The sequence below is a fragment of the Streptomyces sp. NPDC087787 genome (assembly GCF_044743035.1).
In the GTDB taxonomy this organism is placed as follows: domain Bacteria; phylum Actinomycetota; class Actinomycetes; order Streptomycetales; family Streptomycetaceae; genus Streptomyces.
In genome coordinates, this window is the sequence record NZ_JBIUVQ010000012.1 from 180549 (window position 1) to 206771 (window position 26223).

Consider the following 26223-nt stretch of genomic DNA (forward strand, 5'->3'; position numbering starts at 1 on the left):
GCAGCCTGTAACCGCTGAACCACTCATCGTGCACGTGCATCTGCGCGCGCACCTGCATGTGAACAGGGCTATGATCCGGATCAGTTGACCGATGCATCAATGGCCATACCAGCCAGTGCACCACCGGGGAGCGACCTGTGGACCACGACGTCGAGGGCGGGTACGGGGGCGACGTGTACAACGGCATGGCGGCGGCAGGGCTGCGCGGAGTGGCCTGGCAGAAGAGCCGGCACAGCAACTCGCAGGGCTCCTGCGTGGAGTTCGCGCGACTGCCGGGCGGAGATGTGGCGGTGCGCAACTCCCGCTTCCCCGACGGTCCCGCGCTCGTCTACACGCGCGCGGAGATCGAGGCGATGCTCCTCGGCATCAAGGACGGGGAGTTCGACCACCTGATAGCGGGCTGACATGCCCTCCGGTCAGGGTGCGTCACCCCGGGCGACCGGGGCGCGACACGCGGTGACGCGCGTAGAACCGCGGCGCGGAAGAGGGCCGCGGTTCGTCATTCGGCGGGCGGCAGCCGGAAGAGTGCCCAGACCACCTTGCCGTCCAGGGTGCCCGTCAGCGGGTGCCAGCCCCAGCCGTCGCTGAAGGAGTCGACGAGGAAGAGGCCGCGGCCCGACTCCGCCGAGAAGTCGTCCGTCACGCGGGCGACCGGGCTCTCCCGGCTGGGGTCGCGCACCGCGCACACCAGCCGCCCCGTCCAGCGCAGCAGATGCAGCCGCACGGGCGAGTCGTGGTCGCACGCGGGCTCCGGCGCGAGCTCCGGCAGTCCGTGCCGCAGGGCGTTGGTGACCAGTTCGGAGACCACCAGGCAGACGTCCTCGAACCGGTCGTCCAGCTCCCAGCGGTCAAGGGTCGTGCGGGTGAACCGTCTCGCCTCGCGCACCGCTTCGTAGCGGGCGGGCAGCGCGCAGGAGGCCGCGCTGGCCACGGCCGCGGGATCCAGCGGGGGAAGGCCCAGCCGTAACGGCTCGAGCATGGTCGATCCATTCGTCCCCATGCGAGGCACTCCCGGTAATCCGCGGTCGTTGCGATGCAGCGGTGGCGCGAGACCATGGTTTCGGATGCGCAGAGCAGATGCAAGGGCAGATGCACGTGCACGCGACCGAAATGAGCCTCCCCGTACCGCTTACTGGCCATTTTTTCCGCCATCTTCCTGTCATCCGCCGGCCTCCCGCCCGGCGGGCGCCCGTGCATATTCCTTGATCACTTTCCGTTTCCGTAATCGCGCGAGTACAGCTCGGAGTGAATTAGTGGCAGACTGCGGGCCTTGAAGACGGTTGGGGAGGCTGGCGGACGTGAGCGCGGGAGAGCCAGGATCGGTGGTGCGGCGCATGCTGCTCGGCTCGCAACTCAGGCGGCTGCGCGAAGCGCGGGGGATCACGCGCGAGGCGGCCGGGTACTCGATCCGCGCCTCGGAATCGAAGATCAGCCGGATGGAGTTGGGCCGGGTGAGCTTCAAGACCCGAGACGTGGAAGACCTCTTGACCCTGTACGGCATCACGGACGAGACGGAGCGCACCTCGCTGGTCTCCCTCGCCAGGGAGGCCAACGTCGCGGGCTGGTGGCACAGTTACTCCGACGTCCTGCCGAACTGGTTCCCCACCTATGTGGGACTGGAGGGCGCGGCGTCGCTGATCCGCGTCTACGAGGTGCAGTTCGTGCACGGACTGCTGCAGACCGAGGCGTACGCCCGGGCGGTGGTCCGGCGCGGTATGCAGGGCGCGAGCGAGGCCGACGTGGAGCGGCGGGTGGCGCTGCGCATGGAGCGGCAGAAGTACCTCGTCTCGGAGAACGCGCCCGACCTCCACATCGTCCTGGACGAGGCCGCCCTGCGCCGTCCCCACGGCGACCGTGACGTGATGCGCGGGCAGTTGCAGCACCTGATCGAGATGTCCGAGCGGCCCAGCGTACGGCTGCAGATCATGCCGTTCAGCCTCGGCGGGCACGCCGGCGAGTCCGGGGCCTTCACCATCCTCAGCTTCCCCGAGTCGGACCTGTCGGACGTGGTCTACCTGGAGCAGCTCACCAGCGCCCTCTACCTGGACAAGCCCGAGGACGTCGCCCAGTACGAGCGGACGCTGGAGGAACTCCAGCACGACGGACCCGGCCCGGACGAGAGCCGCGACCTGCTGCGCGGGCTGCTCCAGCTGTCGTAGGGAAACCCTCCGGAAACAGGCATCGGGCGCCCAACTCGCGTCGCTCGCAAGTACGATGACACGCGATCAGACCATGAAGAAGTGATCGGGGGTTGATCCGGGGCTCCGACTGCTTCGACCGTCTCGCGGCAGGGGATCGAGGGAGCGCATGTCGTCCTACTTCACCGAACTGGCCCAGCAGTACATCGACGGCGAGTGGCGCCCGGGGACCGGTTCCTGGGACATCATCGACTTCAATCCCTATGACGGGGAGAAGCTGGCCTCGGTCACCATAGCCACGGTCGACGAGGTGGATCAGGCCTACCGTGCGGCCGCCCGCGTCCAGAAGGAGTGGGCCGCGACCAACGCCTACGCGCGCAGGGCCGTCTTCGAGAGGGCGCTGCGGCTGGTCGAGGAGCGGGAGCCGGAGATCACCGACGCGATCATCGCCGAGCTCGGCGGCACCCGTCTGAAGGCAGCTTTCGAACTGCACCTCGCCAAGGAGTTCCTGCGCGAGTCGATCCACCTGGCGCTGCGGCCCGCAGGGAAGATCCTGCCCTCCCCGGTCGACGGCAAGGAGAACCGCCTCTACCGGGTGCCGGTCGGTGTCGTGGGCGTCATCAGCCCCTTCAACTTCCCCTTCCTGCTGTCCCTGAAGTCGGTCGCCCCGGCGCTCGCCCTCGGCAACGGCGTGGTGCTCAAGCCGCACCAGGACACCCCGGTCACCGGCGGCTCCCTGATCGCGAAGATCTTCGAGGACGCGGGTCTGCCGGCGGGTCTGCTCAACGTCGTCATCACGGACATAGCCGAGATCGGCGACGCCTTCATCGAGCACCCCGTCCCCAAGGTCATCTCCTTCACCGGCTCCGACCAGGTCGGCCGCCACGTCGCCACCGTCTGCGCCTCCCACTTCAAGCGCTCGGTCCTGGAACTCGGGGGCAACAGCGCGGTCGTGGTCCTGGACGACGCCGACCTCGACTACGCGGTCGACGCGGCCGTCTTCAGCCGGTACGTCCACCAGGGCCAGGTCTGCATGGCCGCGAACCGGATCCTGGTGGACCGCTCGATCGCCGAGGAGTTCACCGCGAAGTTCGTCGCCAAGGTCGGTTCGCTGAAGGTCGGCGACCCGCGCGACCCGGAGACCGTCATCGGCCCGGTGATCAACTCCACGCAGGCGTACGCGCTGTCGGGTGTCGTCCAGCAGGCGATCGCCGAGGGGGCCACCGCCCTGCTGCGCGGCGCCACCACCGACAACCTCGTCGAGCCGTCGGTCCTGACGGACCTGCCCGCCGACTCCTCCCTGCTCCGCCAGGAGGTCTTCGGGCCGGTCGCCTTCGTCGTCCCGTTCGACGGCGAGGAGGAGGCGGTCCGGATCGTCAACGACACCCCTTACGGCCTCAGCGGCGCCGTACACACGGCGGATGTCGAACGGGGTGTCGCCTTCGCCCGGCGGATCGACACCGGCATGTTCCACGTGAACGACGGCACCGTCCACGACGAGCCGCTCGTCCCCTTCGGCGGCGAGAAGCACTCCGGCATCGGCCGTCTGAACGGCGAGACGACCCTGGACGCCTTCACCACCCTGAAGTGGATCTCGGTCCAGCACGGCCGGAGCGGATTCCCGTTCTAGAAAGACCCTAGTGGTGGAACCCGGTGGCCGCGTTCTTGTCCCGGGTCAGCGGGTGCGGCTGGCGGCGCAGTTGGGGCAGCAGGCGGCCGAGGTCGTCGAGGAACAGCTCGGCGAGGTCGGCCGAGAACCCGTTGCGGCAGACCACGCGAAGGACTGACAGGTCCTCCCGGTTCGGCGGGAAGGTGTACGCGGGCACCAGCCAGCCGTTCTCGCGCAGCCGCCGGGAGACGTCGAACACGTCGTAGGCCTCGACTTCCGGCGCCGTGGTGAAGGCGAACACCGGCAACTCGTCGCCGCGGGTCAGCAGCCGGAAGTCGCCGAGCGCCTCGACCCGTTCGGCGAGGTGGCGGGCCACGTCCCGGGCGCTCTGCTGCACCAGCCGGTAGCCCTCGCGGGCCAGTCGCAGGAACGAGTAGTACTGCGCCACCACCTGCGCGCCGGGCCGGGAGAAGTTCAGTGCGAAGGTCGGCATGTCACCGCCCAGGTAGTTGACCCGGAAGACCAGCTCCTCGGGCAGCGCCTCGCCGTCCCGCCACAGTGCCCAGCCGACACCCGGGTACACCAGCCCGTACTTGTGGCCCGAGGTGTTGATCGAGGCCACCCGCGGGAGCCGGAAGTCCCAGACCAGGTCCTCGTCGAGGAAGGGCGCGATCATGCCGCCCGAGGCGCCGTCGACGTGCACCGGGATGTCGAGGCCCGTGCGCTCCTGGAGGGCGTCCAGGGCCGCGCACAGGTCGGCGATCGGCTCGTAGGAGCCGTCGAAGGTGGAGCCGAGGATGCCGACGACCCCGATGGTGTTCTCGTCGCACAGCCGGGCGGCGGCCTGCGGGTCGAGGTGGTAGCGGTCGCCGTCCATGGGGACCTGACGGGCCTCGACCTCCCAGAAGTTGCAGAACTTCTCCCAGCACACCTGGACGTTGACGCCCATGACGAGGTTCGGACGGGCATCCCGCCCGGGGTAGCGGTCGGCGTTGCGCCGTGCCCAGCGCCGCTTGAGCGCCATCCCCGCGAGCATGCACGCCTCGCTCGACCCGGTCGTCGAACAGCCCACGGCGGCCGAGGGGTCCGGCGCGTTCCACAGGTCGGCGAGCATCGCCACACAGCGCCGCTCCAGTTCGGCGGTGCGCGGGTACTCGTCCTTGTCGATCATGTTCTTGTCGCGGCACTCGTTCATCAGGACGCCGGCCTGCGGCTCCATCCAGGTCGTGACGAACGTCGCCAGATTCAGCCGGGAGTTGCCGTCCAGCATCAGTTCGTCGTGCACGAGCTGGTACGCCGTCGAGGGCGGCAGGGGCGTCTCGCCGAGCCGGTGCTTGGGCGGCGCCTCGGCCATCTCGACGGCCGGATTCGCCTCCCCGTAGAAGGGGTTGACCGACAGGGGGCGCTCGTCGGGCTTCTCGTGTCCTCGGTGCAGCGGCATGGGCTGTCTCCTGCGGGATCGACGCGATCGATGGGTTCCTGGGGCCGGGGGTTCGAGGGGGCGGGGGAGGGGCTGCGGGGTCAGCGGATCGCCGTACCGTCCTTCCCGAGCTGCATCAGCGGCCTGCCGGTCACCAGCAGCCAGGCCGGCAGCGAGGCGGCGCACAGCAGAGCCAGGACGGCCGGCGAGGACACGAGTACCGCGGCCGTGAACAGGCTCACCCAGCCCTGCCGGGTGACGGCCAGGAGCATGCCCAGCACGCCCGCCGCCACGCCGAGCGACTCGGGCACCGCGGGCACGAGGGCGTGCGCGGTCAGCCCGAAGGCGGCGCCGACGAACACGGACGGGAAGATCCGCCCGCCGCGGAACCCGCAGGACGCGGCGACCAGCAGCGCGGCCAGCTTCACCACGGTCATGGTCGCGAACTGCCCCGCCGTCCAGGCCCCGGGATCGCGGGCCAGTTCCGCGACCTCCGACAGCCCCTTGAAGAGCGTCAGGGGACCGCCGAGCACCGCCAGCAGACCGAGCACGAGCCCACCGGCGGGAAGGACCAGCATCGGATGCCCGAGCCGGGAGAAGGCACGGTGGACGTGGGGGAAGGCGTACACGGCGAGCAGGCCGAGCAGCGCGGCCGCGAAGGCGGTCACCAGCGCGGCCAGGAGGTCGCCCCAGTGCGGCCGGCCGAGGGGAGGCAGACCCAGGTCGAAGGTGGGGCGGGCGACCAGCGCGGTCGTCAGGGCGCCCGCGGTCCCGGCGGCCAGCGGCGCGAAGAGGTTGTCCCACAGCGCCCCCTTGGCCGGCCGCCCGGCCAGCGCCTCGGAGACGACGAGCGCGGCGGCCACCGGGGTACCGAACAGGGCGCCGATCGTCGCCGCCTCCGCCAGCACCGGCCACAGCGCGCCCGGCAGCCGGGGCAGCAGCCGGCGGCCCAGCGCGAACGCCAGGGCCGCGTTCGCCATGATGAGGGGGCTCTCGGGGCCGAGGCTCGGCCCGCCGGCCAGCACGAGCACGGCGGCCACCAGCAACCCCGGCAGCACGGCCGGCGCCACCGGGGCGGCCGTCAGACCCAGCGTCGCCGGGTCCGGTCCGGCGTGCCCCGGGGCCCTCCACACCACCAGTCCCACCAGGGCACCCGTCGCCGTGAGCACGACCAGCATCCAGACGACCGAGTAGCGCCCGATGCCCAGAGCATCGGGCAGGCTCTCCCACACAACCCCCTGTAACCGCTCCGCCACCCCGCTCACCAGCAGGAACAGCAGACTGGACCCGACCCCGACCACCAGTGCGGGCAGGATCAGCGGCAGCAGGGCTCGGGCCGGGGCCGCCGGGGCGGTCGGTGCCTGCTGCGCGGTGTCCTGGGCCACGGGCTCACGATAAGCGGACGAAAGCGACACACATCCGGAACGAAACACGCTTGCACCTCACGCGGCGTGAGGAGCCACTGTGGACCGCGTACCGAGAAAGGAGCGGAAGTGAGCTACTCCGTGGGACAGGTCGCCGGATTCGCCGGAGTGACGGTGCGCACCCTGCACCACTACGACGACATCGGCCTGCTCGTCCCCGGCGAGCGCAGCCACGCGGGCCACCGGCGCTACGGCGACGCGGATCTCGACCGGCTGCAGCAGATCCTGTTCTACCGGGAGCTCGGCTTCCCGCTCGAGGAGGTCGCGGCCCTGCTCGACGACCCGGAGGCGGATCCGGCCGCGCACCTGCGCCGCCGGCACGAACTGCTGACCGCCCGGATCGAGAAGCTGAGGGAGATGGCCGCGGCCGTGGAGCACGCCATGGAGGCACGCAGGATGGGCATCGATCTCACCCCTCAGGAGCGGTTCGAGGTCTTCGGCGACCACGACCCCGAGCGATACGCCGACGAGGTCGGGCAGCGCTGGGGCGGCACGGAGGCGTACCGGCAGTCCCGGCGCCGTACCGCCTCGTACACCAAGGAGGACTGGAAGCGGCTCACCGAGGAGCAGAACGCGATCCACCGGCGCATGGCGGCGCTGCTCGACGCGGGCACACCGGCCCGTTCCGAGGCCGCCATGGACGTGGCCGAGGAGCACCGCCGGTTCATCTCCGGCAGCTACTACGACTGCGGTCACGAGATGCACACCTGCCTGGCGCGGATGTACGTCGCCGACCCGCGCTTCACCGCCACCTACGAGAAGATCCGGCCGGGCCTGGCCGCGTACCTGCACGACGCGATCGTCGCCAACGCCGAGCGGCACACGTCGTAGGAACGCCGCGTACATGCCGGAGGAAAAAGGGGCCCGGGTGCCCGGCACCCGGGCCCCGGGCGGTCACTCCCGGACCAGGACCACGGCCGTGCCGTAGGCGCACACCTCCGTGCCGGCGTCCGCCGCCTCGGTCACGTCGAAGCGGAAGGCCAGCACCGCGTTGGCGCCCCGCGCGCGTGCCTGCTCGACGAGCCGCTCCATGGCCTGGTTGCGGGTCTGCACCAGCGTCTTGGTGAGCCCCTTGAGCTCACCGCCGATCATCGACTTCAGACCCGCCCCGATCTGGCTGCCCAGATGCCGGGACCGGACCGTCAGCCCGAAGACCTCGCCGATGACCTTCTCCACCCGGTGGCCGGGTACGTCGTTCGTCGTCACGACCAGCACGTCCGGCTCGGGCTCCTGGCCGCCGCCGTATTCCTCGATGTTCATGGCGCAAGCTTGACGTGAGCGGACCGTGCGGCGCCATCCCCCGGGCACTGATGGAACCTTGGGCGTATACCTTGCGTTGGTAGCTTTGTGCGGCACCGCACGAGGCTTCGCCTCGCCCCCGACGCCGTACCACCCCACCCCTCAGGAGTCCGGAACCGTGACGACGCTTGCCCTCGGCCCGAGCTGGCTGGATCCGAACCACCTGCTCAACTCCTTCGGTATCTGGGGCCTGCTCCTCATCGTCTTCGCCGAGTCGGGTCTGCTCATCGGCTTCTTCCTGCCGGGCGACTCCCTGCTGTTCACCTGCGGTCTGCTGATCACGTCGAAGCAGCTGGACTTCCCGCTGTGGGGCGCCATCGCCCTGATCTGCCTCGCCGCGGTCCTGGGCGACCAGGCGGGCTACATGTTCGGCAAGAAGGTCGGGCCGTCGCTCTTCAACCGGCCGGACTCCCGCCTGTTCAAGCAGGAGAACGTCACCAAGGCGCACGAGTTCTTCGAGAAGTACGGCCCGAAGTCCCTGGTCCTGGCCCGCTTCGTGCCCATCGTGCGCACGTTCACGCCGATCATCGCGGGCGTCAGCGGCATGCGGTACCGCTCGTTCCTGGTCTTCAACGTCATCGGCGGTGTGCTGTGGGGCGCGGGCGTGACGCTCCTCGGCTCCTGGCTGGGCAACATCGGCGTAGTCAAGAACAACATCGAGGCGATCCTCATCCTGATCGTCCTCGTCTCGGTGGTCCCGATCATCATCGAGTTCCTGCGCGCCCGCTCCAAGGCGAAGAACGCCCCCGAGGAGCCGGCCGACCCCGCCCCGCAGCCCGCCGCCGCCCCGTACGGGCGGCAGCAGCCGCAGGAGTTCCAGCAGCCGGTCATGGACGACGCCACGACCCGTCTGCGCCGCATCGAGCCGCCGCACCAGTACGGCGGCCAGAACCAGCCCCCGCAGGAGCAGCAGCAGTACGGCTACGGCCAGCAGTACGCGCAGCCGTACCCGCAGCAGCCCTACGGCGACCAGCAGGGCCAGGGGCAGGGCGGCTACGACCAGAACCCGCAGTACCCGGACAACGGCGGCTACTACCGCGCCCCGTAGGAAGTCCCCGCAGGAAGTGCGGGGGCCGGGCGCCCGCGGGTCAGAACCCGCGGGTCCGCTTCGCGGCCCTGCGCCCCGCGGCGGAGGCGGCGCCCGGCATCTTCAGGAACAGCCGGGAGATCTCCGAGCCGAGGTTCACCCCGATCGCGATGGCCATGGCGAGCGACACCGCCTTGGCCAGCGACACCAGCCCGTTGTCGACATGGTTCTGCGCGATCGACAGCAGGCCGAAGTACGTCGCCGAACCCGGTAGCAGCGGCCCGATCGCGGCGGTCGTGTACGGCAGCGCGGACGCGAACCGGTAGCGGGACAGCAGCTGCCCGAACAGGCCCACCAGGCCCGCCGCCACGGCAGTGGACGCCACCGGGGAGATGTTGCCGACGTCGTGCATGGCGCCGTACACCGACCACGCGACACCGCCGTTGAGCGTCACAAGGAGCACGGTGGACCGCTCCTGCTGCAGCAGCACGGCGAAGGTCAGCGACAGCAGCATCGCCGCGACGATCTGGAGCACCGGCCGCCGGCTCATGGCGAGCGCGGCGTCCGGGTCGAGGGCGGCGCCCAGCTTCACGCCGAAGTACAGGACCAGCAGTACGCCGGTGACGATGCCGACGAAGAAGTACATGACCTCCAGCAGGCGCGCCGAGGCGGTGATGTAGAAGCCGGTCAGGCCGTCCTGCACGCCCGCCACCAGCGCCCGCCCCGGCAGCAGCGCGAACAGTCCACCGGTGATGACGGCGGACGCCTTCACGTCGACGTGCGCCACAGTGAGCGCGACGCCGAGCGCGGCCGGCGGCATCGCGGCGACCGTGAACTGGTAGAACTCCGGCAGTCCGCGCCCCGCGCACAGCCACGCCAGCCGGTCGCCGAGCATCGCGCCGAGCGCCGCGGCCACGAAGACGATCAGATCGCCGCCGACCAGGACGGAGGCCGTGCCCGCGAGCAGCCCGGCGGCCGCGGTCAGCGCCCAGCCGGGGTAGGGGTGCCGGTTGCGGCGGATCTCCGCCAGCCGCCGGTACGCCTCCTCCAGGGAGAGGTGGTTCTCCGGATCGCTCAGGTCGTCGACGAGCCGGAAGACGGCCGCCAGGCGCGTGTAGTCGGTGCCCCGGCGGCGCACAGTCCTCGACGCCGTCACGGGGTCGTCGACCAGGGACGGCTGGTGGGAGATCGACAGCAGGGTGAAGGTGACGTTCGGCTCGCAGCGGTCCAGGCCGTAGGAACGGCAGACCGCGAACATCGCCGCCTCCACGTCCTCGGCGCCCTCACCGCCCGCGAGCAGCAGCTCGCCGATACGCAGGGTCAGGTCGAGCACGCGCGGGACGGCGGGGCCGCCCTCCTCCGCCTTGTGCACCGGTTCGGGCGCGGGCCGGTCCGCCACCGACATGCGCAGCATGGTGCGCATCCGGTCCTGCCAGGGGACGTCCTTGGGCAGGTTGACCGCCGGGGTGCCGCCCGCCGGGGTGAAGGCGGACGGGGCCTGGCGGGCGCTGTAGGTGCTCGGCAGGCTGAAGGCGGACCCCTCCGGCTCCACCACCGGCGGCGGAGTGACGTCGAGGCCGTTCGGCACGGCGAACTCGGACGTGGTCTCCGACTCGGCGGTCCCCGTCCTGGGCGCCGCCAGCCCCTCGGGCACGGCGAACTCGGACGTCGTGGACGACTCCGCCTCGGCCGCCGGTACGACCGGGATCACCTGGGTCACCTGGGTCACCGACGACCCGGCGGGAACCCTGAACGCACTCCGCGCCTCGTCCGACTGCGGCTTGCGGTCCTCCGCGTCCGTCACTGAGAAACGCTCCCTGAACGACACCTTCCGTCTGCCTCAGTATGCGCAGACGGAGGTACCGGTATGCGAACGGCCGCACCGCCCCCGTGGGGACGGTGCGGCGCGTGGGAGGCGCGGGGCTCAGTGACCGCCGTGCTCCTGGAAACGCTTGATGGAACGCTCGATCTCCGCCTCGGCGTCGGAGCGGCCCACCCAGTCGGCGCCCTCGACGGACTTGCCGGGCTCCAGGTCCTTGTAGACCTCGAAGAAGTGCTGGATCTCCAGGCGGTCGAACTCCGACACGTGGTGGATGTCCCGCAGGTGCTCCACACGCGGGTCGGACGCCGGCACGCACAGCAGCTTGTCGTCGCCGCCGGCCTCGTCGGTCATCCGGAACATGCCGATCGCGCGGCACTTGATGAGGCAGCCGGGGAAGGTCGGCTCGTCCAGGATGACCAGCGCGTCCAGCGGGTCGCCGTCCTCGCCGAGGGTGTTCTCGACGAAGCCGTAGTCCGCCGGGTAGCTGGTCGAAGTGAAGAGTCGACGGTCCAGGCGGATACGACCGGTCTCGTGGTCCACCTCGTACTTGTTCCGCGAACCCTTCGGAATCTCGATCGTGACGTCGAACTCCACCGGTGGCTCCTCCATGATCAGCACATAGTTCTGGTGATTAAGTGTCCCTCACGCAGGTGTGTGATCGCGAAAGGGGCTGGTGGTCGTGCCGGAGCTGAGAGCCTGGCGGGCCGCGAGACCGCGCCTGGCCCGTCTCGCACGGGCCGCACGGCCGCGGCTCGTACGGGCCGCGCGGACCGTGAGACCGCGGGTCGCGCAACTCACGGAGGCCGCCGGGACGCGGCTCACCAAGGCGAAGACCTGGCAGTACACCGCGGGTGCCGCCACGGCCGGGCTGGCGCTCGCCGCCGGTGTGGTGACCGCCGCCGGGCCCTGGGACTCCTCCGGCCAGCGTACGGCCGAGCGGGACCGGGCCGCGGCCCTGGGGCGCACGGGTGGCGCAGATCACGGTCGCCGGACCGGTACGCCGGATCCGTCGGATGCATCCGATGTGTCCGGGTTGGACGGCGGGGCGAGGCCCGCGCCCAGTGCCGTCCCGGTGCTGGTGGGCCTCGGCGGGGCCGGCGACCCGGCGCGCCCGGCGTCGGACGCCTCGGCCCTCGCGGCCGCCCTTGACCCGCTGCTGCGGGACTCCGCCCTCGGCACCCGCCACGCGGCGGCCGTCCTCGACGTCACCACCGGCGAGCGGCTCTACGGCCAGGCTGCCGCAGACCCGCACGTCCCCGCCTCCACCACCAAGATCGCTACCGCCGTCGCCGCGCTGTCCGCCCTCGGCGCCGACCACCGGCTCACCACCCGCGCCGCGCTGGAACCGGGCACCGGGAAACTCGTCCTGATCGGGGGTGGCGACCCCACGCTCACCGCACGCAAGGACGCCGGCAGCCTGGCCAGCCTGCGCACGCTCGCCGCCGACACGGCCACCGCGCTGAGCAAGCGGCATGTGACCGAGGTGACACTCTCCTACGACACCACCCTGTACGCCGGTACCTCCCTGCACCCCATCGGCGTGAACGACAACATCGCCCCGGTCACCGCCCTGATGGCCGACGAGGGCCGCACCGGCGACTCGACCAGCGGCCCGGCCCCGCGCGTGGCCGACCCGGCGGCGGACGCGGCCCGCGCCTTCGCCGACCTGCTGTCCGGCCACGGCGTACGGACCACGGTCGCCGGCGCGGCCGAGGCGACGGGCCGCGCGGAGACCCTGGCCACCGTCTCCTCGCCCCCGCTGTCGAGCCTGGTCGAACGGATGCTCACCAACAGCGACAACGACATCGCCGAGGCCCTGGCCCGCCAGACGGCCACCGCGACGGGCGGGCGGCCCGACTTCGCCGGGGGCGCCGCCGCGATCACTGCCCAGCTGAAGAAGCTGGGCCTGCCCCTGGCGGGCGCCGACTTCCACGACGGCAGCGGACTCGACCGCGCCGACCGGCTCACCGCGGACCTGCTCACGGCCATGCTGGCCAAGGCGGCCGACCCGGCCGACCCCGCCCTCCGCCCGGTACTCACCGGCCTCCCCGTCGCCGGCTTCACCGGCACTCTGACCAGCCGCTACGCGGACGGCGCGGCCGGGCTCGTACGGGCCAAGACGGGCACGCTGACGGGCGTCAACACGCTCGCGGGCACGCTCGTCGCCCGCAACGGCCACCTCCTGGCCTTCGCGTTCCTCGCGGAGGACACCACGGCCCCGGAAGCAGCCCAGAGGGCACTGGACCACGCGGCCACCACCCTGGCGACCTGCGCCTGCACCTGACTCCCCGGCTCACGTCCGGGCCCCGCCCCGTCCGGCAGTGCGGCCCGGCACACCGGCGGAGCCCCTGGCGCACACGGCCCATTGGGCCCCGGGCGTCCCGCCCCGCGGACCGGACTCGCGCGCCCGGCCGTGTCCGCCCGTGCGCCTGAGCGGTCACGGCGGGGTCCGGGGCCCGCAGAGAGCCGGGCCGGTTCAAGGCCACCACGTCGGCCTGCGGCCACGCCCGCCGCCTGTCCGCCGCCCGGTCGCCGCGGTGGGCAGGACAGCGCGCACGGCGGGTGCGACGGAACCCCCGCCGGTTCCGCCCCGGCCGCCTGCCACGGCCGCACGGGTGGCGCGGCCCCGCCCCGAGCCGGGTCCCGGCGGACCCGGGCGGCCCGGGGGCGACTCGGGGCACCGGGGGCGCGGCCGGCACACGAAGCGCACATTCGCCCAGCGTCACGGCCTGCCCCGAGTGGCGGGGCTCACGTACCGTTGACGCATGACGAGCATCGGTGGTGCGGCAAGTTCCGGGATGGTCGACTGGAATCTCGCGGTCGCGACCGCGACCCGGCTGGTGCGGCCGGGGCCCGAGGTGAGCCGGGACGAGGCCCGGGCCGTCGTCGCGGAACTGCGCCGGCACGCCAAGGCGTCCGAGGGGCACGTGCGCGGCTTCACCCGCCTGGGTACGCGCGAGACGGACGACACCCCCGTGCTCGTGGTCGACCGCCCCGGCTGGATCCGGGCGAACGTCGCCGGTTTCCGGGAGATCCTCAAACCGCTCCTGGACAAGATGCAGGAGCGGCGCGGCGGCACCCCCGGCGGCGCGGTCCTCGGCGCCGTCGGCGGCAAGGTCACCGGCGTGGAACTCGGGATGCTGCTGTCCTTCCTCGCCTCCCGCGTCCTCGGCCAGTACGAGACCTTCGCCCCCGCCACCCGCGACCTGCCGGCCGGTGACGGCTCGCCCGGCGGCGGCCGGCTGCTGCTCGTCGCCCCCAACATCGTCCACGTCGAGCGCGAACTCGACGTGGACCCCCACGACTTCCGGCTGTGGGTGTGCCTGCACGAGGAGACGCACCGCACGCAGTTCACCGCCGTGCCCTGGCTGCGCGACCACCTCGAGGGCGAGATCCAGTCCTTCCTGGCAGAGACGGACGTCGACCCCATGGCCTTCCTGGAGCGCATCCGCGAGGCCGCCCAGTCCCTGGCCGGCGGCCGCCCCGAGGCCGAGGAGGACGACGGCGGCCACTCCCTGGTCGAGATGGTCCAGTCCCCGGCCCAGCGCGAGATCCTCGGCCGCCTCACCGCCGTGATGTCCCTTCTGGAGGGCCACGCCGACTTCGTGATGGACGGCGTCGGCCCGGACGTCGTGCCGACCGTGGCGGAGATCCGCGAGAAGTTCCAGCAGCGCCGTGCCAAGGGCGCCTCCCGCCTGGACATGGCCCTGCGCAAGCTGCTCGGCCTGGACGCCAAGCTGCGCCAGTACCGCGACGGCGAGCGTTTCGTGCGCGCGGTCGTCGAGCAGGTCGGCATGGACGGCTTCAACCGCGTGTGGACCTCCCCGAACACCCTCCCCACCAAGGGGGAGATCTCGAAGCCGGCGGACTGGATCGCACGGGTGCACCGCAGGGCCGAACCGTGACCATGTGTGCGACGCCCGGACGAGGAATCCGGCCTACGGCAGGCGAACGCCGCTTCAATCACTCGTCCGAGGGACCGTGAGCCATGCGTAGGCGTGCAATGCTCGGGGAACGGCCTGATTCTGTCACCATCGACGCACTCTGAGTGACCGATATCGGGCTCACCCCCCGAAGACTCCGTGAAGGGAACCGGACATGGGTCCCCATCCTGCGGTCGCGGCGATACGCCTGGCGGTACGCCGCGTCCTCCACGACATCCTCGACGAACAGCTCTCACCCCACCCCGCGCAACCGGCCGCGCACGCCCGGCCCGGCCCCCTGGCCGCGCAACTCCCCGGGCAGCCCCCGCTCGGCGCGTCGAAGCCGGGCCGCGTCCGGGCGACCGCCGCGCAGGCCTCCCACGGCTCGCCGGCCGCCCACGCCGCACCGGCGGCGCATGCCGCACCCGACACACCGGCCGCAGCGGACACGTCGGCCCCGCACGAGCGTCCGCCGTCGCCGCTCGTGCTCGTGGCCTGCTCCGGCGGCGCCGACTCCATGGCGCTCGCCTCCGCCCTCGCCTTCGAGGCCCCCAGGCTCGGCGTCCGGGCCGGCGGTGTCACCGTCGACCACGGCCTGCAGGCAGGCTCCGAGATGCGCGCCGACGAGGTCGCCCAGCGGCTGCGTGCCCTCGGCCTGGACCCGGTCGAGGCCGTCGCCGTCACCGTCGGCCGCGACGGCGGTCCGGAAGCCGCCGCCCGTGACGCCCGCTACGCCGCCCTCGACGCCGCGGCCGAGCGCCACGGCGCCCACGCCGTCCTGCTCGGCCACACCCGCGACGACCAGGCCGAGACGGTGCTCCTCGGCCTCGCCCGCGGATCCGGCATCCGCTCCCTGTCGGGAATGGCCGCGGTCTCGGGGGCCGGCGGCCGTTACCGCCGCCCCTTCCTGCACATCGACCGGCAGACCGCCCGCAAGGCCTGCATGGTCCAGTCGCTGCCCGTCTGGGACGACCCGCACAACACCGACCCGGCCTACACCCGCTCCCGGCTGCGCCACGAGGGCCTCCCCGCCTTGGAGAAGGCCCTCGGCAAGGGCGTCGTGGAGGCCCTCGCGCGTACCGCCCAGCTCTCCCGCGACGACGCCGACGCCCTCGACGCCTGGGCCGGCCAGGCCGAGGCCACCGTCCGCGACGACGCCGGCCGCCTGGAGTGCGCCAAGCTGTACGCCCTGCCGCCCGCCGTACGCCGCCGCATCCTGCGCCGGGCCGCCATCGACGCCGGCGCTCCGGCCGGGTCGCTGTTCGCCCGGCACATCGAGGAGGTCGACCGGCTGATCACCGGCTGGCGCGGGCAGAAGGCCATCAACCTGCCCGGCAGGGTGGTCGCCCAGCGACAGGGTGGCAGACTGGTGATTCGGCAAGGCTGAACCGGGCCCCTCCCGCCGGCCCGCTGACGCGGAGTCCGGAGGAGGGCCGTCGACGCCGGTGAGACGACCGAAAGTGATGCGGGTGGACGCGAAAGACATGGGTGCCGACCTCGAGAAGGTGCTCATCACCAAGGAAGAGATCGACGCGAAGCTGGCCGAGCTGGCGGCGAAGATCGACGCGGAGTACGCGGGCAAGGACCTGCTGATCGTCGGTGTCCTCAAGGGCGCGGTGATGGTCATGGCGGACCTCGCCCGGGCGCTGTCCACCCCGCTCACCATGGACTGGATGGCCGTGTCCTCCTACGGCGCGGGCACCCAGTCCTCCGGCGTGGTGCGGATCCTCAAGGACCTCGACACCGACATCAAGGGCCGGCACGTCCTGATCGTCGAGGACATCATCGACTCGGGCCTGACCCTCTCCTGGCTGATCTCCAACCTCGGCTCGCGCGAGCCCGCCTCCCTGAAGGTGTGCACGCTGCTGCGCAAGCCCGAGGCCGCGAAGGTCGCCATCGACGTGGAGTGGGTCGGTTTCGACATCCCCAACGAGTTCGTGGTCGGCTATGGCCTGGACTACGCCGAGAAGTACCGGAACCTGCCGTTCGTCGGTACGCTCGCACCCCACGTCTACGGCGGCTGACCCCGAAGGGCTCAAGCGCGGAGCGTGATCGGGAACCCCGGCGGCGCCGGAGCCGTTGGAGCAAGCAGACGGATACGTCGGCCCTACCGTGCGGCTTCGAGCCCCGATGCTGGGGTACCGTCAGAAGAACTGTCTTATCAAACTCACTGTGGCAGGAGGGACGGGGCGGCACCGCTCCGTATGGATGGACGTGAAGCGATACTTCCGTGGGCCGGTCATGTGGATCGTGCTGGCCGTCCTTGCCGTGGTCGTGTTGATGAATGTCGTCGGTCAGTCCGGCGGCTACAAGACGGTGGACACGGGCAAGGTCGTTGCGGCGATCAATGACAACAGGGTCCAGCAGGCCAAGCTGGTCACGGGCGACGAGCAGACCGTCAAGGTCGAGCTCAAGGACGGCCAGAAGGTCGACGGCAGCTCGAAGATCCAGGCGAGCTACATCGGCGACCAGGGCGTGACCATCGCCAACACGCTGCAGACCAAGTACCAGGACAAGCAGATCCCGAAGGGCTACACGGTCTCGCCGTCGAAGCAGAGCCCCTTCGTCGGCATCCTGCTCACGCTGCTCCCCTTCGTCCTCATCGTGGTCGTCTTCCTGTTCCTGATGAATCAGATGCAGGGCGGCGGCTCCCGGGTGATGAACTTCGGCAAGTCGAAGGCCAAGCTCATCACCAAGGACACCCCGAAGACGACGTTCGCGGACGTCGCGGGCGCGGACGAGGCCGTCGAGGAGCTCCACGAGATCAAGGAGTTCCTCCAGGAGCCGGCCAAGTTCCAGGCCGTCGGGGCGAAGATCCCCAAGGGCGTGCTGCTCTACGGCCCGCCCGGCACCGGCAAGACCCTGCTCGCGCGTGCCGTCGCGGGCGAGGCCGGCGTTCCGTTCTACTCGATCTCCGGTTCCGACTTCGTCGAGATGTTCGTCGGCGTCGGCGCCTCCCGTGTCCGCGACCTGTTCGAGCAGGCCAAGGCGAACGCCCCGGCGATCGTCTTCGTCGACGAGATCGACGCGGTCGGCCGCCACCGCGGCGCCGGCCTCGGCGGTGGTCACGACGAGCGCGAGCAGACGCTGAACCAGCTGCTGGTCGAGATGGACGGCTTCGACGTCAAGGGCGGCGTGATCCTCATCGCGGCCACCAACCGGCCCGACATCCTCGACCCGGCGCTGCTGCGTCCGGGCCGCTTCGACCGGCAGATCGCCGTGGACCGCCCCGACATGCAGGGCCGTCTGGAGATCCTCAAGGTCCACCAGAAGGGCAAGCCGGTCGCACCCGACGTCGACCTGTCCGCCGTCGCCCGCCGCACCCCCGGCTTCACGGGTGCCGATCTGTCCAACGTCCTGAACGAGGCCGCGCTGCTCACGGCCCGCAGTGACAAGAAGCTGATCGACAACCACATGCTGGACGAGGCGATCGACCGCGTGGTCGCGGGCCCGCAGAAGCGGACCCGGATCATGTCGGACAAGGAGAAGAAGATCACCGCGTACCACGAGGGCGGTCACGCCCTGGTCGCGGCGGCCTCGCCGAACTCCGACCCGGTCCACAAGATCACGATCCTGTCCCGCGGCCGGGCCCTCGGCTACACGATGGTCCTGCCCGACGAGGACAAGTACTCCACGACCCGCAACGAGATGCTGGACCAGCTCGCCTACATGCTGGGCGGCCGCGCGGCCGAGGAGCTGGTCTTCCACGACCCGACCACCGGCGCGGCGAACGACATCGAGAAGGCCACCGCCACGGCCCGCGCGATGGTCACCCAGTACGGCATGACCGAGCGGCTGGGCGCGATCAAGTTCGGCGGCGACAACACCGAGCCGTTCCTCGGACGTGAGATGGCTCACCAGCGCGACTACTCGGAAGAGGTCGCCGCGCTGGTGGACGAGGAAGTCAAGAAGCTCATCGAGAACGCGCACAACGAGGCCTGGGAGATCCTGGTCGAGAACCGCGACGTCCTCGACAACCTCGTCCTGGCCCTCCTGGAGAAGGAGACCCTGGGCAAGGAGGAGATCGCCGAGATCTTCTCCCAGATCGTCAAGCGGCCGCCGCGGCCCGCGTGGACCGGTTCGTCCCGCCGGACCCCGTCGACCCGCCCGCCGGTGCTCTCCCCGAAGGAGCTCGCGCTGACGAACGGAGCCAACGGCTCGACGGCGGCGATCAGCACCGTCAAGTCCACGGCGACGGAGCCCGCCCCGGCCACGGAGCAGGTGCCGGAGGACCGTCCGGACAACTGACCGGAGGCCCGCGCAGGGTCCACCGGCCCCGGAATGCATGCCGCGTCCCCCAGGTTCTAGCCTGGGGGACGCGGCATTTCGCATGCCCGCAGATCAGACACACAGGAACGAGGCTTCACATGACCGACCCCGTGACGCTGGACGGCGAGGGCTTCCTCGGTGAGTTCGACGAGAAGCGCGCGGAGAACGCCGTGCGCGAACTCCTCATCGCGGTCGGCGAGGACCCGGACCGTGAAGGCCTGCGGGAGACACCGGCACGGGTGGCCCGGGCGTACAAGGAGATTTTCGCGGGCCTGTGGCAGCAGCCCGAGGACGTGCTGACGACGACGTTCGACCTGGGTCACGACGAGATGGTGCTGGTCAAGGACATCGAGGTGTTCTCGACCTGCGAGCACCACCTCGTGCCGTTCCGTGGCGTCGCGCACGTCGGCTACATCCCGTCCACCAACGGGAAGATCACGGGGCTTTCGAAGCTGGCCCGGCTCGTGGACGTCTACGCCCGCCGCCCGCAGGTGCAGGAGCGGCTCACCACCCAGATCGCGGACTCGCTGATGGACATCCTGGAGCCGCGCGGTGTGATCGTCGTGGTGGAGTGCGAGCACATGTGCATGTCGATGCGGGGCATCCGCAAGCCCGGCGCCAAGACCATCACCTCGGCGGTGCGCGGTCAGTTGCGGGACGCGGCGACGCGGAACGAGGCGATGAGCCTCATCATGGCGCGCTGACGCGCCCGGCCGCGCCCGCCCAGCCGGCGTACGCCGTCCGCTGGGCTCATGCCGTCGGCTGCGCCCCCGGCGGGTTCTGGTCGTCGTCCTCGGGCAGCTTGCAGACCCGTTCGAGGAACAGGGCGGCCGCTATCACCGCGATCCCGGCGAGGACCGAGAAGCCGGCGTAGAAGGCCTGGTCGCGGCGGGTGGGGATGTCGAGGAGTTCCAGCAGGGCGACGCCCGTGCCGCCGTACACGCCGGCGACGAGCGCGGCGACCAGGGCACTGGCCTGGCCGAAGACGACCGCGCGGGCGGCCATCATGGGGTCGACACCCTTGGCGCCGGGCCTGCGCTCGCGCTGCGCCTTCAGCCGGGCCCGCAGGGAGAGCGCCGTGGCCAGGAGGACGGCGGCGATCAGGGCGAGGACGATGGGGGCGGCCAGCGGGACGCCGGGGAGCGTCCCCACCGCTGTCCACAGCCGGGCGCCCGCCCAGGACAGCACTCCGGCGACGACGAACACGCCTGCCAGCAGCCTGATACGCAGCTCTCTCACGGTGTCCCTTCAGCTCCCCCCGGACCGGGGCCGGTCGCAGACCTTGCGTCGCCCTGACCTTAACGACTACTCGGGCAGCCGGAGTTCCAGGTCCGCCCGCGGCTCGACGCCGTCGCGGGTGAGCGCGGTCAGCAGATCGGCCACCGCGCCGCGGCCCGGGAGCTGTGCCTCCGGGTCCACGTCGTACCACGGGGCGAGGACGAACGCGCGCTCGTGCGCCCGCGGGTGAGGGAGCGTGAGGACCGGGTCGGCGGAGACGTTCTCCGCGTAGGCGACGATGTCGACGTCGAGGGTGCGCGGACCCCAGCGCTCGTCGCGGACCCGGCTGAAGGCCTCCTCGATGGCGTGGGCGCGCTCCAGCAGGGAGGACGGCGGCAGCGTGGTCTTCAGGACCACCACCGCGTTGAAGTACGACGGCTGGGAGCCGGGCTCGACGCCCCACGGCTCCGTCTCGTAGACCGGGGAGACGGCCTTGATGCGGACGCCGGGGGTGTCCTCCAGGGCGTCGACGGCACCCTGGAGGGTCTCCAGGCGGTTGCCGAGGTTGGAGCCGATCGAGATCACGGCTCGCTTGGGGTTCTGCAGCGTGGTGTCGGCGGCGTCGACCTTCTCGACGACCGAGGCGGGCACCGGCTGGACGGTCGGGTCGGTGGGCCCTTTGGCGAAAGGCGCGTTCATACTCGGCTCCGTGTGATGGTGACGGTCACGTCGTCGAAGGGCACGGTGATCGGGGCGTCCGGCTTGTGGACGCAGACCTCGACCTCCAGGACCCCGCCGTGCTTCAGACAGACCTGGGCGATGCGCTCGGCGAGCGTCTCGATGAGGTTCACGGGCTCGCCCTCCACCACGGCCACGACCTCCTCGGCCACGATGCCGTAGTGCACGGTCTTCGCCAGGTCGTCGTCGGCCGCGGCCGGCCGGGTGTCGACTCCCAGGACGATGTCCACGAGGAAGGTCTGGCCCTCCTCGCGTTCCTTGGGGAACACACCGTGGTACCCGCGGGCCCTCAGGCCGCGCAGCGCGACACGATCCACGCGAATCACTCCTGCAATCGTCGGCGGCGACCGGTCCCTGCCGCGTACGGGCGGCACACCGGCCTGGCACGAATCTACCCGCGGGCACTGACGGAGCCGGGCTGCGGGGAGGCGGGGCGAGCCGGGGCCGGCAGGTTTCACCGTGTGTTTCCCCTGGAGAACCCGGTTGCTCACGGACCGGTGGGCGGCCCTTCTCCCGAAGTCCGTGATTCCGGCCACTCCGCGTTCCCGCTCAGGCACCTACCCACTCAGGCGGCTGTGTCGTCGTCCTCGGCACCGTCGTTCTCGGCCAGAACCGGGGAGGCGTGATGGGACCAGAGCTTCCAGCCGGTGCCGGTGCGCCGGAAGACGTTGGTGGCGACGACGAGCTGTCCCACCAGCGGGCCGAGCTCGCCGCCGGCCACCGGGGCGGGGCCGCCGCTGAGGATGTTCTCCGTGCAGTTCACCAAAGCGGTGTCGCCGGTCACCGAGACGTGCACGTCGGTGAGGAAGAACTGGATGTAGTCGGTGTTCGCCATGATCAGCGCGTAGGAGCGCAGCACCTCGCCGCGTCCGGTGAGCACCGGCCAGCCGGGGTGCACGCAGGAGACCACCCCGGTGTCGGCCGCGTCGTGGTACTCCTCGTCGACGCCCAGGTCGGAGGGGGTGAGCCAGAGCGCGGACAGCTCCTCGAAATCACCCCGCTCCAGGGCCTCGTAGTAGGCGGTGTTGGCGGCCTCAACCTGTTCGACGTCGGTGTGGGGCGCGCTCACCGGTCTCCTTCGGCGGGCCTGTCCGCTGCGCCCGCGGGGGTGCGTGCCTGTTCCACGGCGCGGGCGACGCGTACCGCGTCCGCCGTGGCGCGGACCTCGTGGACGCGTACGGCCCAGGCGCCGGCGTGCGCGGCGAGGGCGGAGACGGCGGCGGTGGCGGCGTCGCGCTCGCGCGCGGGCGGGGGCGCGCCCTCCGGGCCGGCCAGCACCTGCCCGAGGAAGCGCTTGCGGGAGGCGGCGACCAGCACGGGGTGGCCGAGCCCGCGCAGGCGGTCGAGGTGGGCCAGGAGCGCGAGGTCGTGCCCGGCCTCCTTGGAGAAGCCGAGGCCGGGGTCGACGACGACGCGGTCGGCGGCGATCCCGCCCTCCAGGACGGCCTCCACGCGCGCGTGGAGCTCGTCGACGACCTCGGTGACGACGTCCTCGTACACCCCGCGGACGTTGCCGCCCTCCAGGAAGCCGCGCCAGTGCATCACGACGAAGGGCGCGCCCGCGTCCGCGACCACGGGGATCATCGCGGGATCCGCGAGGCCACCGCTGACGTCGTTGACGAGGGCGGCACCGGCCGCGAGCGCCTGCTCGGCGACGCGGGCGCGCATGGTGTCGACGGAGATCGTGACGCCCTCGGCGGCGAGGCCGCGCACCACGGGGATGACGCGCCGCAGCTCCTCGGCCTCGTCGACGCGGCTGGCGCCGGGCCGGGTGGACTCGCCGCCGACGTCGACCAGGTCCGCTCCCTGGGCGACCAGGTCCAGGCCGTGCTTGACGGCGATGGTCGTGTCGAACCAGCGTCCTCCGTCGGAGAAGGAGTCGGGGGTCACGTTCACGACCCCCATGACCGCGCACCGGCCCCACGCCGGAAGGCCCGCCACGCGGCCGCGCCCGCTGAAGTTGCTCATACGTTCAGCGTAGGCCCCGCCTCCTGGGCCTTCGTGCCGTGGCCCGGACGGAACCCCCCTGTGCCGGAGGGGATGGGGGTTCCGCCCGGACCGGTCCCGGGTCATGCCGCGCGGACGTCCGGTTCCGCCACCGAGTGAGCGCAGGGACTCTGGGCGGCGGAACGGCGGCGCAGGAAGCGCGGCAGCGGCAGGGCGAGGTCGACGAAGCCCTCGGCCTGCATGGCGGCGAAGCCGATGCGGGGCAGGTCGGAGGAGGCGCGGTAGACGACGAACCGCGGCTCCCAGCGGGGCTGGAACTTGGCGTTGAACTTGTACAGCGATTCGATCTGGAACCAGCGGGAGAGGAAGACCAGCAGCCCGCGCCAGGCGCGCAGCACCGGGCCGGCGCCGATCTTCTCGCCCCGCGCCAGCGCCGAGCGGAACATCGCGAAGTTCAGCGATATGCGGGTGACGCCGAACTTCGGGGCGGCCTGGAGCGCCGCCACGATCAGCAGTTCGTTCATGCCGGGGTCGGCCGAGCGGTCGCGCCGCATCAGGTCCAGGGACACGCCGTCCTCGCCCCAGGGCACGAAGTGCAGGATCGCCTTCAGATCGCCGTACTCGCCCGGCTCCGCGTCCTGCTTGTGGGCGGTGGCGATGAGGCAGTCGCCGTCGGCCGGGTCGCCGATGCGGCCGAGCGCCATGGAGAAGCCGCGTTCGGTGTCGGTGCCGCGCCAGTCCTCGGCGGCCCGCCGGACCCGCTCCAGCTCGGTGCCGCCGAGGTCACGGATGCGCCGCACCCGGGTTTCGTAGCCGGCTCGCTCGATGCGCTTGACCATCTGGCGGACGTTGCGCATCGCGCGTCCGGCGAGCGAGAAATCCGCGACGTCGACCACCGCCTCGTCGCCCAGTTCCAGGGCGTCCAGGCCGGTCTCCCGGGTCCACACCTCGCCGCCGGTCTCGGAGCAGCCCATCACGGCGGGCGTCCAGGAGTGGGCCCTGGCCTCGTCCATGAAGCGCTCGATGGCGCCCGGCCAGGCCTCGACGTCGCCGATCGGGTCGCCGCTGGCGAGCATCACGCCGGAGACGACGCGGTACGTCACCGCCGCCTTGCCGCTGGGGGAGAACACGACGGCCTTGTCGCGGCGCAGCGCGAAGTGGCCGAGGGAGTCGCGCCCGCCGTGCCGGGCCAGCAGCTCGCGCAGCCTGCTCTCGTCCTCCTCGGTCAGGCGTGCCGCCGGGTGCTCGGGGCGGAAGGCCAGGTAGACGGTGGTGACGGCGGTGAGCCAGCCGAGGGCGCCGAGGGAGAAGGCGACGGTCCAGGAGGTGTTGCCCTGGTAGTCCACCGGGCCCTCGAAGCCGATCAGGCCGTAGACGACATGGGTCAGCCGGTCCGCCACGCTCGGGTCGCCGACCATGCGGTGCGTGTGCACGCTGACGATGATCATGCCCAGGGCCAGTGAGCCGGCGCTCATGAGGACGAAGTTGGCCAGCGCCCGCCAGCGGCTGCGCGGGTCCGGCAGCGCGGCGAACTCGCCGCGGTGGAGCAGCAGCGGCGCGAGCAGCGCCAGCGAGATGACCACCCCGACCACGGAGTGCCGGTAGACGAACTCCGCGGCCGCGCCGGCCGGCAGCAGGACCACGGCCGCGCGCCAGGCCCGGCGCTTGCGCCGCCTCAGGCCGTGCGCGAGCAACAGCAGCAGCACGCCCACGCTGAGCGAGAGCGCCGCGGCGAACGGCCCGAACGAGCCCGGCAGCACCTCGGCCATGGCGTGCATACGGCTGTGCCGGAAGCGCGGGAAGACACCCGCGGCGATGTCCAGGAGGCCGACGACCGCGCAGGCCCTGGCGACCAGCGTGGGGACGGCCTCGGGGCGCGGGCCGCGCAGTATGCGCCGCATCCTGCTGGATCGGTCCGGAACCCCGTCCGACAATTCCCCATCTATCCTGACAGACATCGCATCCCGTAGTTCTGCGAGAGACCTTGAATCCGGTGCCGATCCGGGCATCCGGCGACATTGCGCCCTCTAGGACGGTGTCTCGGGGAGAGAGGTTCACTCCCCGCCGGAAAGTCGGGTCAAAGGGCAGGGAAAGCCCAGGGCAAGCCCTCGCGAGGAAGTGTCGGCGGGCCCTGAGGCGGGAAGTGCAGGCAGGGAGCCCATGGGTCTCACGAGCAACAAGGTGCTGGTACTGGCGATTCTTCTCGCCGTGCTGCTGTTCGCCGGCACGGTGTGGCTCTGGCCGCGTCTGGCCCGCCGTACCTGGCGCGCGGTGACCGGACGCGTCGGCATGCTGCTGGCAACCCAGGTGACGGTCTTCGTCTGCGTCGCACTCGCCGCCAACCAGGCCTTCGGCTTCTACGCCAGCTGGGCGGACCTGTTCGGGCAGGAGAACGCGCCGGGGGTCGTCGTCGACAACTCCGCGCACGGCCGCACCGGAGGCCCCCTCCAGGTGATCGGCACCCAGCAGGTGCGGCTGGGCGACGGCGACCGGCCCCGCGTCTCCGGCCAGATCCAGCAGGTCGGCATCGTGGGCCGTACCACGCACATCGCCTCGCCCGCGTTCGTCTACCTGCCGCCGGAGTACTTCCAGCCGCAGTACCGCACCCGTACCTTCCCGGCGGCCGTGGTCCTCACCGGCTACCCGGGCACCGCGCAGGCGCTGATCAGCAAGCTGCGCTACCCGCACATGGCGCAGGAGCTGGCCAGGACCGGGCGGGCGCAGCCGATGATCCTGGTGATGCTGCGGCCCACGGTGGCGCCGCCGCGGGACACGGAGTGCGTGGACGTCCCGGGCGGCCCGCAGACCGAGACGTTCTTCGCCAAGGACCTGCCGGACGCGCTTCTCGCCCACTACCGGGTCGGAAGGAAGCCGGGCAGCTGGGGGATTGTCGGCGATTCCACGGGCGGTTACTGCGCGCTGAAACTCGCCCTGCACCATCCCGAGGTGTATGCCGCGGGTGCGGGCCTGTCCCCGTACTACAGGGCGCCCATCGATGCGACCACGGGTGATCTTTTCCAGGGGGACAGGAATCTGCGGAACCGCGCCGATCTGCTGTGGAGCGTCAAGCACCTGCCGGCGCCCGACACTTCGCTGCTCGTCACCAGCAGCAGGCTCGGCGAGGGCAACTACAGGTCGACGCTCAGGTTCATCGACGCGGTGAAGGCGACGAACAGGACGCGGATCGCGTCCATCATCCTCGACAGCGGCGGCCACAACTTCAACACCTGGCGGCGCGAGATCCCGGCGACGTTGCAGTGGATGAGCGGCCTGCTGGGCGACCGCTGAAAATGATCTTTGAAGGGCAGGAAAACGCGGCCGGAACTCCCTTCGGCGCATGAAGGTTTCGTTATGGCTGTCTTTTTGTGGGGCGGCCCGACATGATTCAG

The 26223-nt window shown here is 71.4% G+C and carries 24 protein-coding genes; 12 read left to right on the forward strand and 12 right to left on the reverse strand.

Features of this window, described 5'->3' with window-relative positions; all coding sequences use genetic code 11:
- Positions 1-137: 137 nt before the first annotated feature.
- A complete protein-coding gene (locus ACIOWN_RS20575; protein ID WP_100568509.1) occupies positions 138-404 on the forward strand; it encodes a DUF397 domain-containing protein in 267 nt (88 codons plus the stop codon).
- A gap of 95 nt (positions 405-499) precedes the next feature.
- Here the strand turns inward: ACIOWN_RS20575 and ACIOWN_RS20580 are convergent, their stop codons facing one another.
- The gene (locus ACIOWN_RS20580) at positions 500-979 is read right to left on the reverse strand and encodes an ATP-binding protein (protein WP_362350177.1); all 480 of its coding nucleotides are present in this window, start codon (positions 977-979) and stop codon (positions 500-502) included.
- 355 nt (positions 980-1334) lie between these two features.
- On the opposite strand from ACIOWN_RS20580, the gene ACIOWN_RS20585 reads away from it, so the two are divergent.
- Both ACIOWN_RS20585 and ACIOWN_RS20590 read left to right on the forward strand, forming a co-directional pair.
- Complete coding sequence (locus tag ACIOWN_RS20585; RefSeq protein WP_100568597.1) at positions 1335-2159, forward strand: helix-turn-helix transcriptional regulator; 825 nt, start codon at positions 1335-1337, stop codon at positions 2157-2159.
- A gap of 148 nt (positions 2160-2307) precedes the next feature.
- On the forward strand, positions 2308-3768 hold the full coding sequence (locus ACIOWN_RS20590) for an aldehyde dehydrogenase family protein (RefSeq protein ID WP_362350179.1): 1461 nt from the start codon (positions 2308-2310) through the stop codon (positions 3766-3768).
- Between the two features lie 7 nt (positions 3769-3775).
- Here the strand turns inward: ACIOWN_RS20590 and ACIOWN_RS20595 are convergent, their stop codons facing one another.
- Together ACIOWN_RS20595 and ACIOWN_RS20600 are read right to left on the reverse strand one after the other, a co-directional pair.
- Positions 3776-5188, reverse strand: a complete 1413-nt coding sequence (locus ACIOWN_RS20595; RefSeq protein WP_362350181.1) for a glutamate decarboxylase — start codon at positions 5186-5188, stop codon at positions 3776-3778.
- An 80-nt stretch (positions 5189-5268) separates the two neighbouring features.
- Complete coding sequence (locus ACIOWN_RS20600) at positions 5269-6552, reverse strand: ion channel protein (protein ID WP_362350184.1); 1284 nt, start codon at positions 6550-6552, stop codon at positions 5269-5271.
- Positions 6553-6660: 108 nt separating this feature from the next.
- On the opposite strand from ACIOWN_RS20600, the gene ACIOWN_RS20605 reads away from it, so the two are divergent.
- Positions 6661-7422 (forward strand): MerR family transcriptional regulator, encoded by a 762-nt coding sequence (locus ACIOWN_RS20605; protein WP_362350187.1) that lies wholly within the window; start codon positions 6661-6663, stop codon positions 7420-7422.
- 63 nt (positions 7423-7485) lie between these two features.
- Here ACIOWN_RS20605 and ACIOWN_RS20610 read toward each other — a convergent pair whose 3' ends face one another.
- Positions 7486-7851 carry a YbjQ family protein gene (locus ACIOWN_RS20610; protein ID WP_326803480.1) on the reverse strand — a complete coding sequence of 122 codons (366 nt, stop codon included), beginning with the start codon at positions 7849-7851 and terminating at the stop codon, positions 7486-7488.
- Positions 7852-8008: 157 nt separating this feature from the next.
- Here ACIOWN_RS20610 and ACIOWN_RS20615 point away from each other — a divergent pair, with 157 nt between their 5' ends.
- Complete coding sequence (locus ACIOWN_RS20615; RefSeq protein ID WP_362350190.1) at positions 8009-8938, forward strand: VTT domain-containing protein; 930 nt, start codon at positions 8009-8011, stop codon at positions 8936-8938.
- A 40-nt stretch (positions 8939-8978) separates the two neighbouring features.
- On the opposite strand, the gene ACIOWN_RS20620 is transcribed toward ACIOWN_RS20615, so the two are convergent.
- Both ACIOWN_RS20620 and ACIOWN_RS20625 read right to left on the reverse strand, forming a co-directional pair.
- On the reverse strand, positions 8979-10721 hold the full coding sequence (locus ACIOWN_RS20620) for a threonine/serine exporter family protein (protein ID WP_362350193.1): 1743 nt from the start codon (positions 10719-10721) through the stop codon (positions 8979-8981).
- A 120-nt stretch (positions 10722-10841) separates the two neighbouring features.
- Positions 10842-11333 (reverse strand): inorganic diphosphatase, encoded by a 492-nt coding sequence (locus ACIOWN_RS20625; protein WP_100568598.1) that lies wholly within the window; start codon positions 11331-11333, stop codon positions 10842-10844.
- Positions 11334-11412: 79 nt separating this feature from the next.
- On the opposite strand from ACIOWN_RS20625, the gene dacB reads away from it, so the two are divergent.
- The 6 genes from dacB to folE all read left to right on the forward strand — a co-directional run bounded on the left by dacB (position 11413) and on the right by folE (position 19635).
- On the forward strand, positions 11413-13023 hold the full coding sequence (gene dacB / locus ACIOWN_RS20630) for a D-alanyl-D-alanine carboxypeptidase/D-alanyl-D-alanine-endopeptidase (protein ID WP_362350195.1): 1611 nt from the start codon (positions 11413-11415) through the stop codon (positions 13021-13023).
- A 481-nt stretch (positions 13024-13504) separates the two neighbouring features.
- Positions 13505-14644: a zinc-dependent metalloprotease gene (locus ACIOWN_RS20635; RefSeq protein ID WP_362350198.1), complete on the forward strand. Its 1140-nt coding sequence runs from the start codon at positions 13505-13507 to the stop codon at positions 14642-14644.
- Positions 14645-14837: 193 nt separating this feature from the next.
- On the forward strand, positions 14838-16049 hold the full coding sequence (gene tilS / locus ACIOWN_RS20640) for a tRNA lysidine(34) synthetase TilS (protein ID WP_362350200.1): 1212 nt from the start codon (positions 14838-14840) through the stop codon (positions 16047-16049).
- A gap of 76 nt (positions 16050-16125) precedes the next feature.
- Positions 16126-16686: a hypoxanthine phosphoribosyltransferase gene (hpt, locus tag ACIOWN_RS20645; protein ID WP_100568520.1), complete on the forward strand. Its 561-nt coding sequence runs from the start codon at positions 16126-16128 to the stop codon at positions 16684-16686.
- Positions 16687-16870: 184 nt separating this feature from the next.
- Positions 16871-18910 carry an ATP-dependent zinc metalloprotease FtsH gene (ftsH, locus tag ACIOWN_RS20650; protein WP_362350202.1) on the forward strand — a complete coding sequence of 680 codons (2040 nt, stop codon included), beginning with the start codon at positions 16871-16873 and terminating at the stop codon, positions 18908-18910.
- A 119-nt stretch (positions 18911-19029) separates the two neighbouring features.
- Positions 19030-19635 carry a GTP cyclohydrolase I FolE gene (gene folE / locus ACIOWN_RS20655; protein WP_100568521.1) on the forward strand — a complete coding sequence of 202 codons (606 nt, stop codon included), beginning with the start codon at positions 19030-19032 and terminating at the stop codon, positions 19633-19635.
- Positions 19636-19681: 46 nt separating this feature from the next.
- Here folE and ACIOWN_RS20660 read toward each other — a convergent pair whose 3' ends face one another.
- The 6 genes from ACIOWN_RS20660 to ACIOWN_RS20685 form a co-directional block, all read right to left on the reverse strand.
- The gene (locus ACIOWN_RS20660) at positions 19682-20170 is read right to left on the reverse strand and encodes a DUF3180 domain-containing protein (RefSeq protein WP_362350205.1); all 489 of its coding nucleotides are present in this window, start codon (positions 20168-20170) and stop codon (positions 19682-19684) included.
- 66 nt (positions 20171-20236) lie between these two features.
- Positions 20237-20848: a 2-amino-4-hydroxy-6-hydroxymethyldihydropteridine diphosphokinase gene (gene folK, locus ACIOWN_RS20665; protein WP_362350208.1), complete on the reverse strand. Its 612-nt coding sequence runs from the start codon at positions 20846-20848 to the stop codon at positions 20237-20239.
- Entirely contained in the window at positions 20845-21204 is a 360-nt protein-coding gene (folB, locus tag ACIOWN_RS20670; protein WP_362350211.1) for a dihydroneopterin aldolase, read from the reverse strand. Before folB ends, folK begins: the two co-directional genes overlap by 4 nt.
- Before the next feature lie 248 nt (positions 21205-21452).
- The gene (locus tag ACIOWN_RS20675) at positions 21453-21956 is read right to left on the reverse strand and encodes a nuclear transport factor 2 family protein (protein ID WP_401983054.1); all 504 of its coding nucleotides are present in this window, start codon (positions 21954-21956) and stop codon (positions 21453-21455) included.
- Entirely contained in the window at positions 21953-22855 is a 903-nt protein-coding gene (gene folP / locus ACIOWN_RS20680) for a dihydropteroate synthase (protein ID WP_401983056.1), read from the reverse strand. The genes ACIOWN_RS20675 and folP overlap by 4 nt, the downstream gene beginning before the upstream one ends.
- A gap of 101 nt (positions 22856-22956) precedes the next feature.
- On the reverse strand, positions 22957-24735 hold the full coding sequence (locus ACIOWN_RS20685; RefSeq protein ID WP_401983058.1) for a phosphatidylglycerol lysyltransferase domain-containing protein: 1779 nt from the start codon (positions 24733-24735) through the stop codon (positions 22957-22959).
- A 259-nt stretch (positions 24736-24994) separates the two neighbouring features.
- Between ACIOWN_RS20685 and ACIOWN_RS20690 the strand changes: the two genes are divergently transcribed.
- Positions 24995-26122 (forward strand): alpha/beta hydrolase, encoded by a 1128-nt coding sequence (locus tag ACIOWN_RS20690; protein WP_401983060.1) that lies wholly within the window; start codon positions 24995-24997, stop codon positions 26120-26122.
- Positions 26123-26223: the final 101 nt, after the last annotated feature.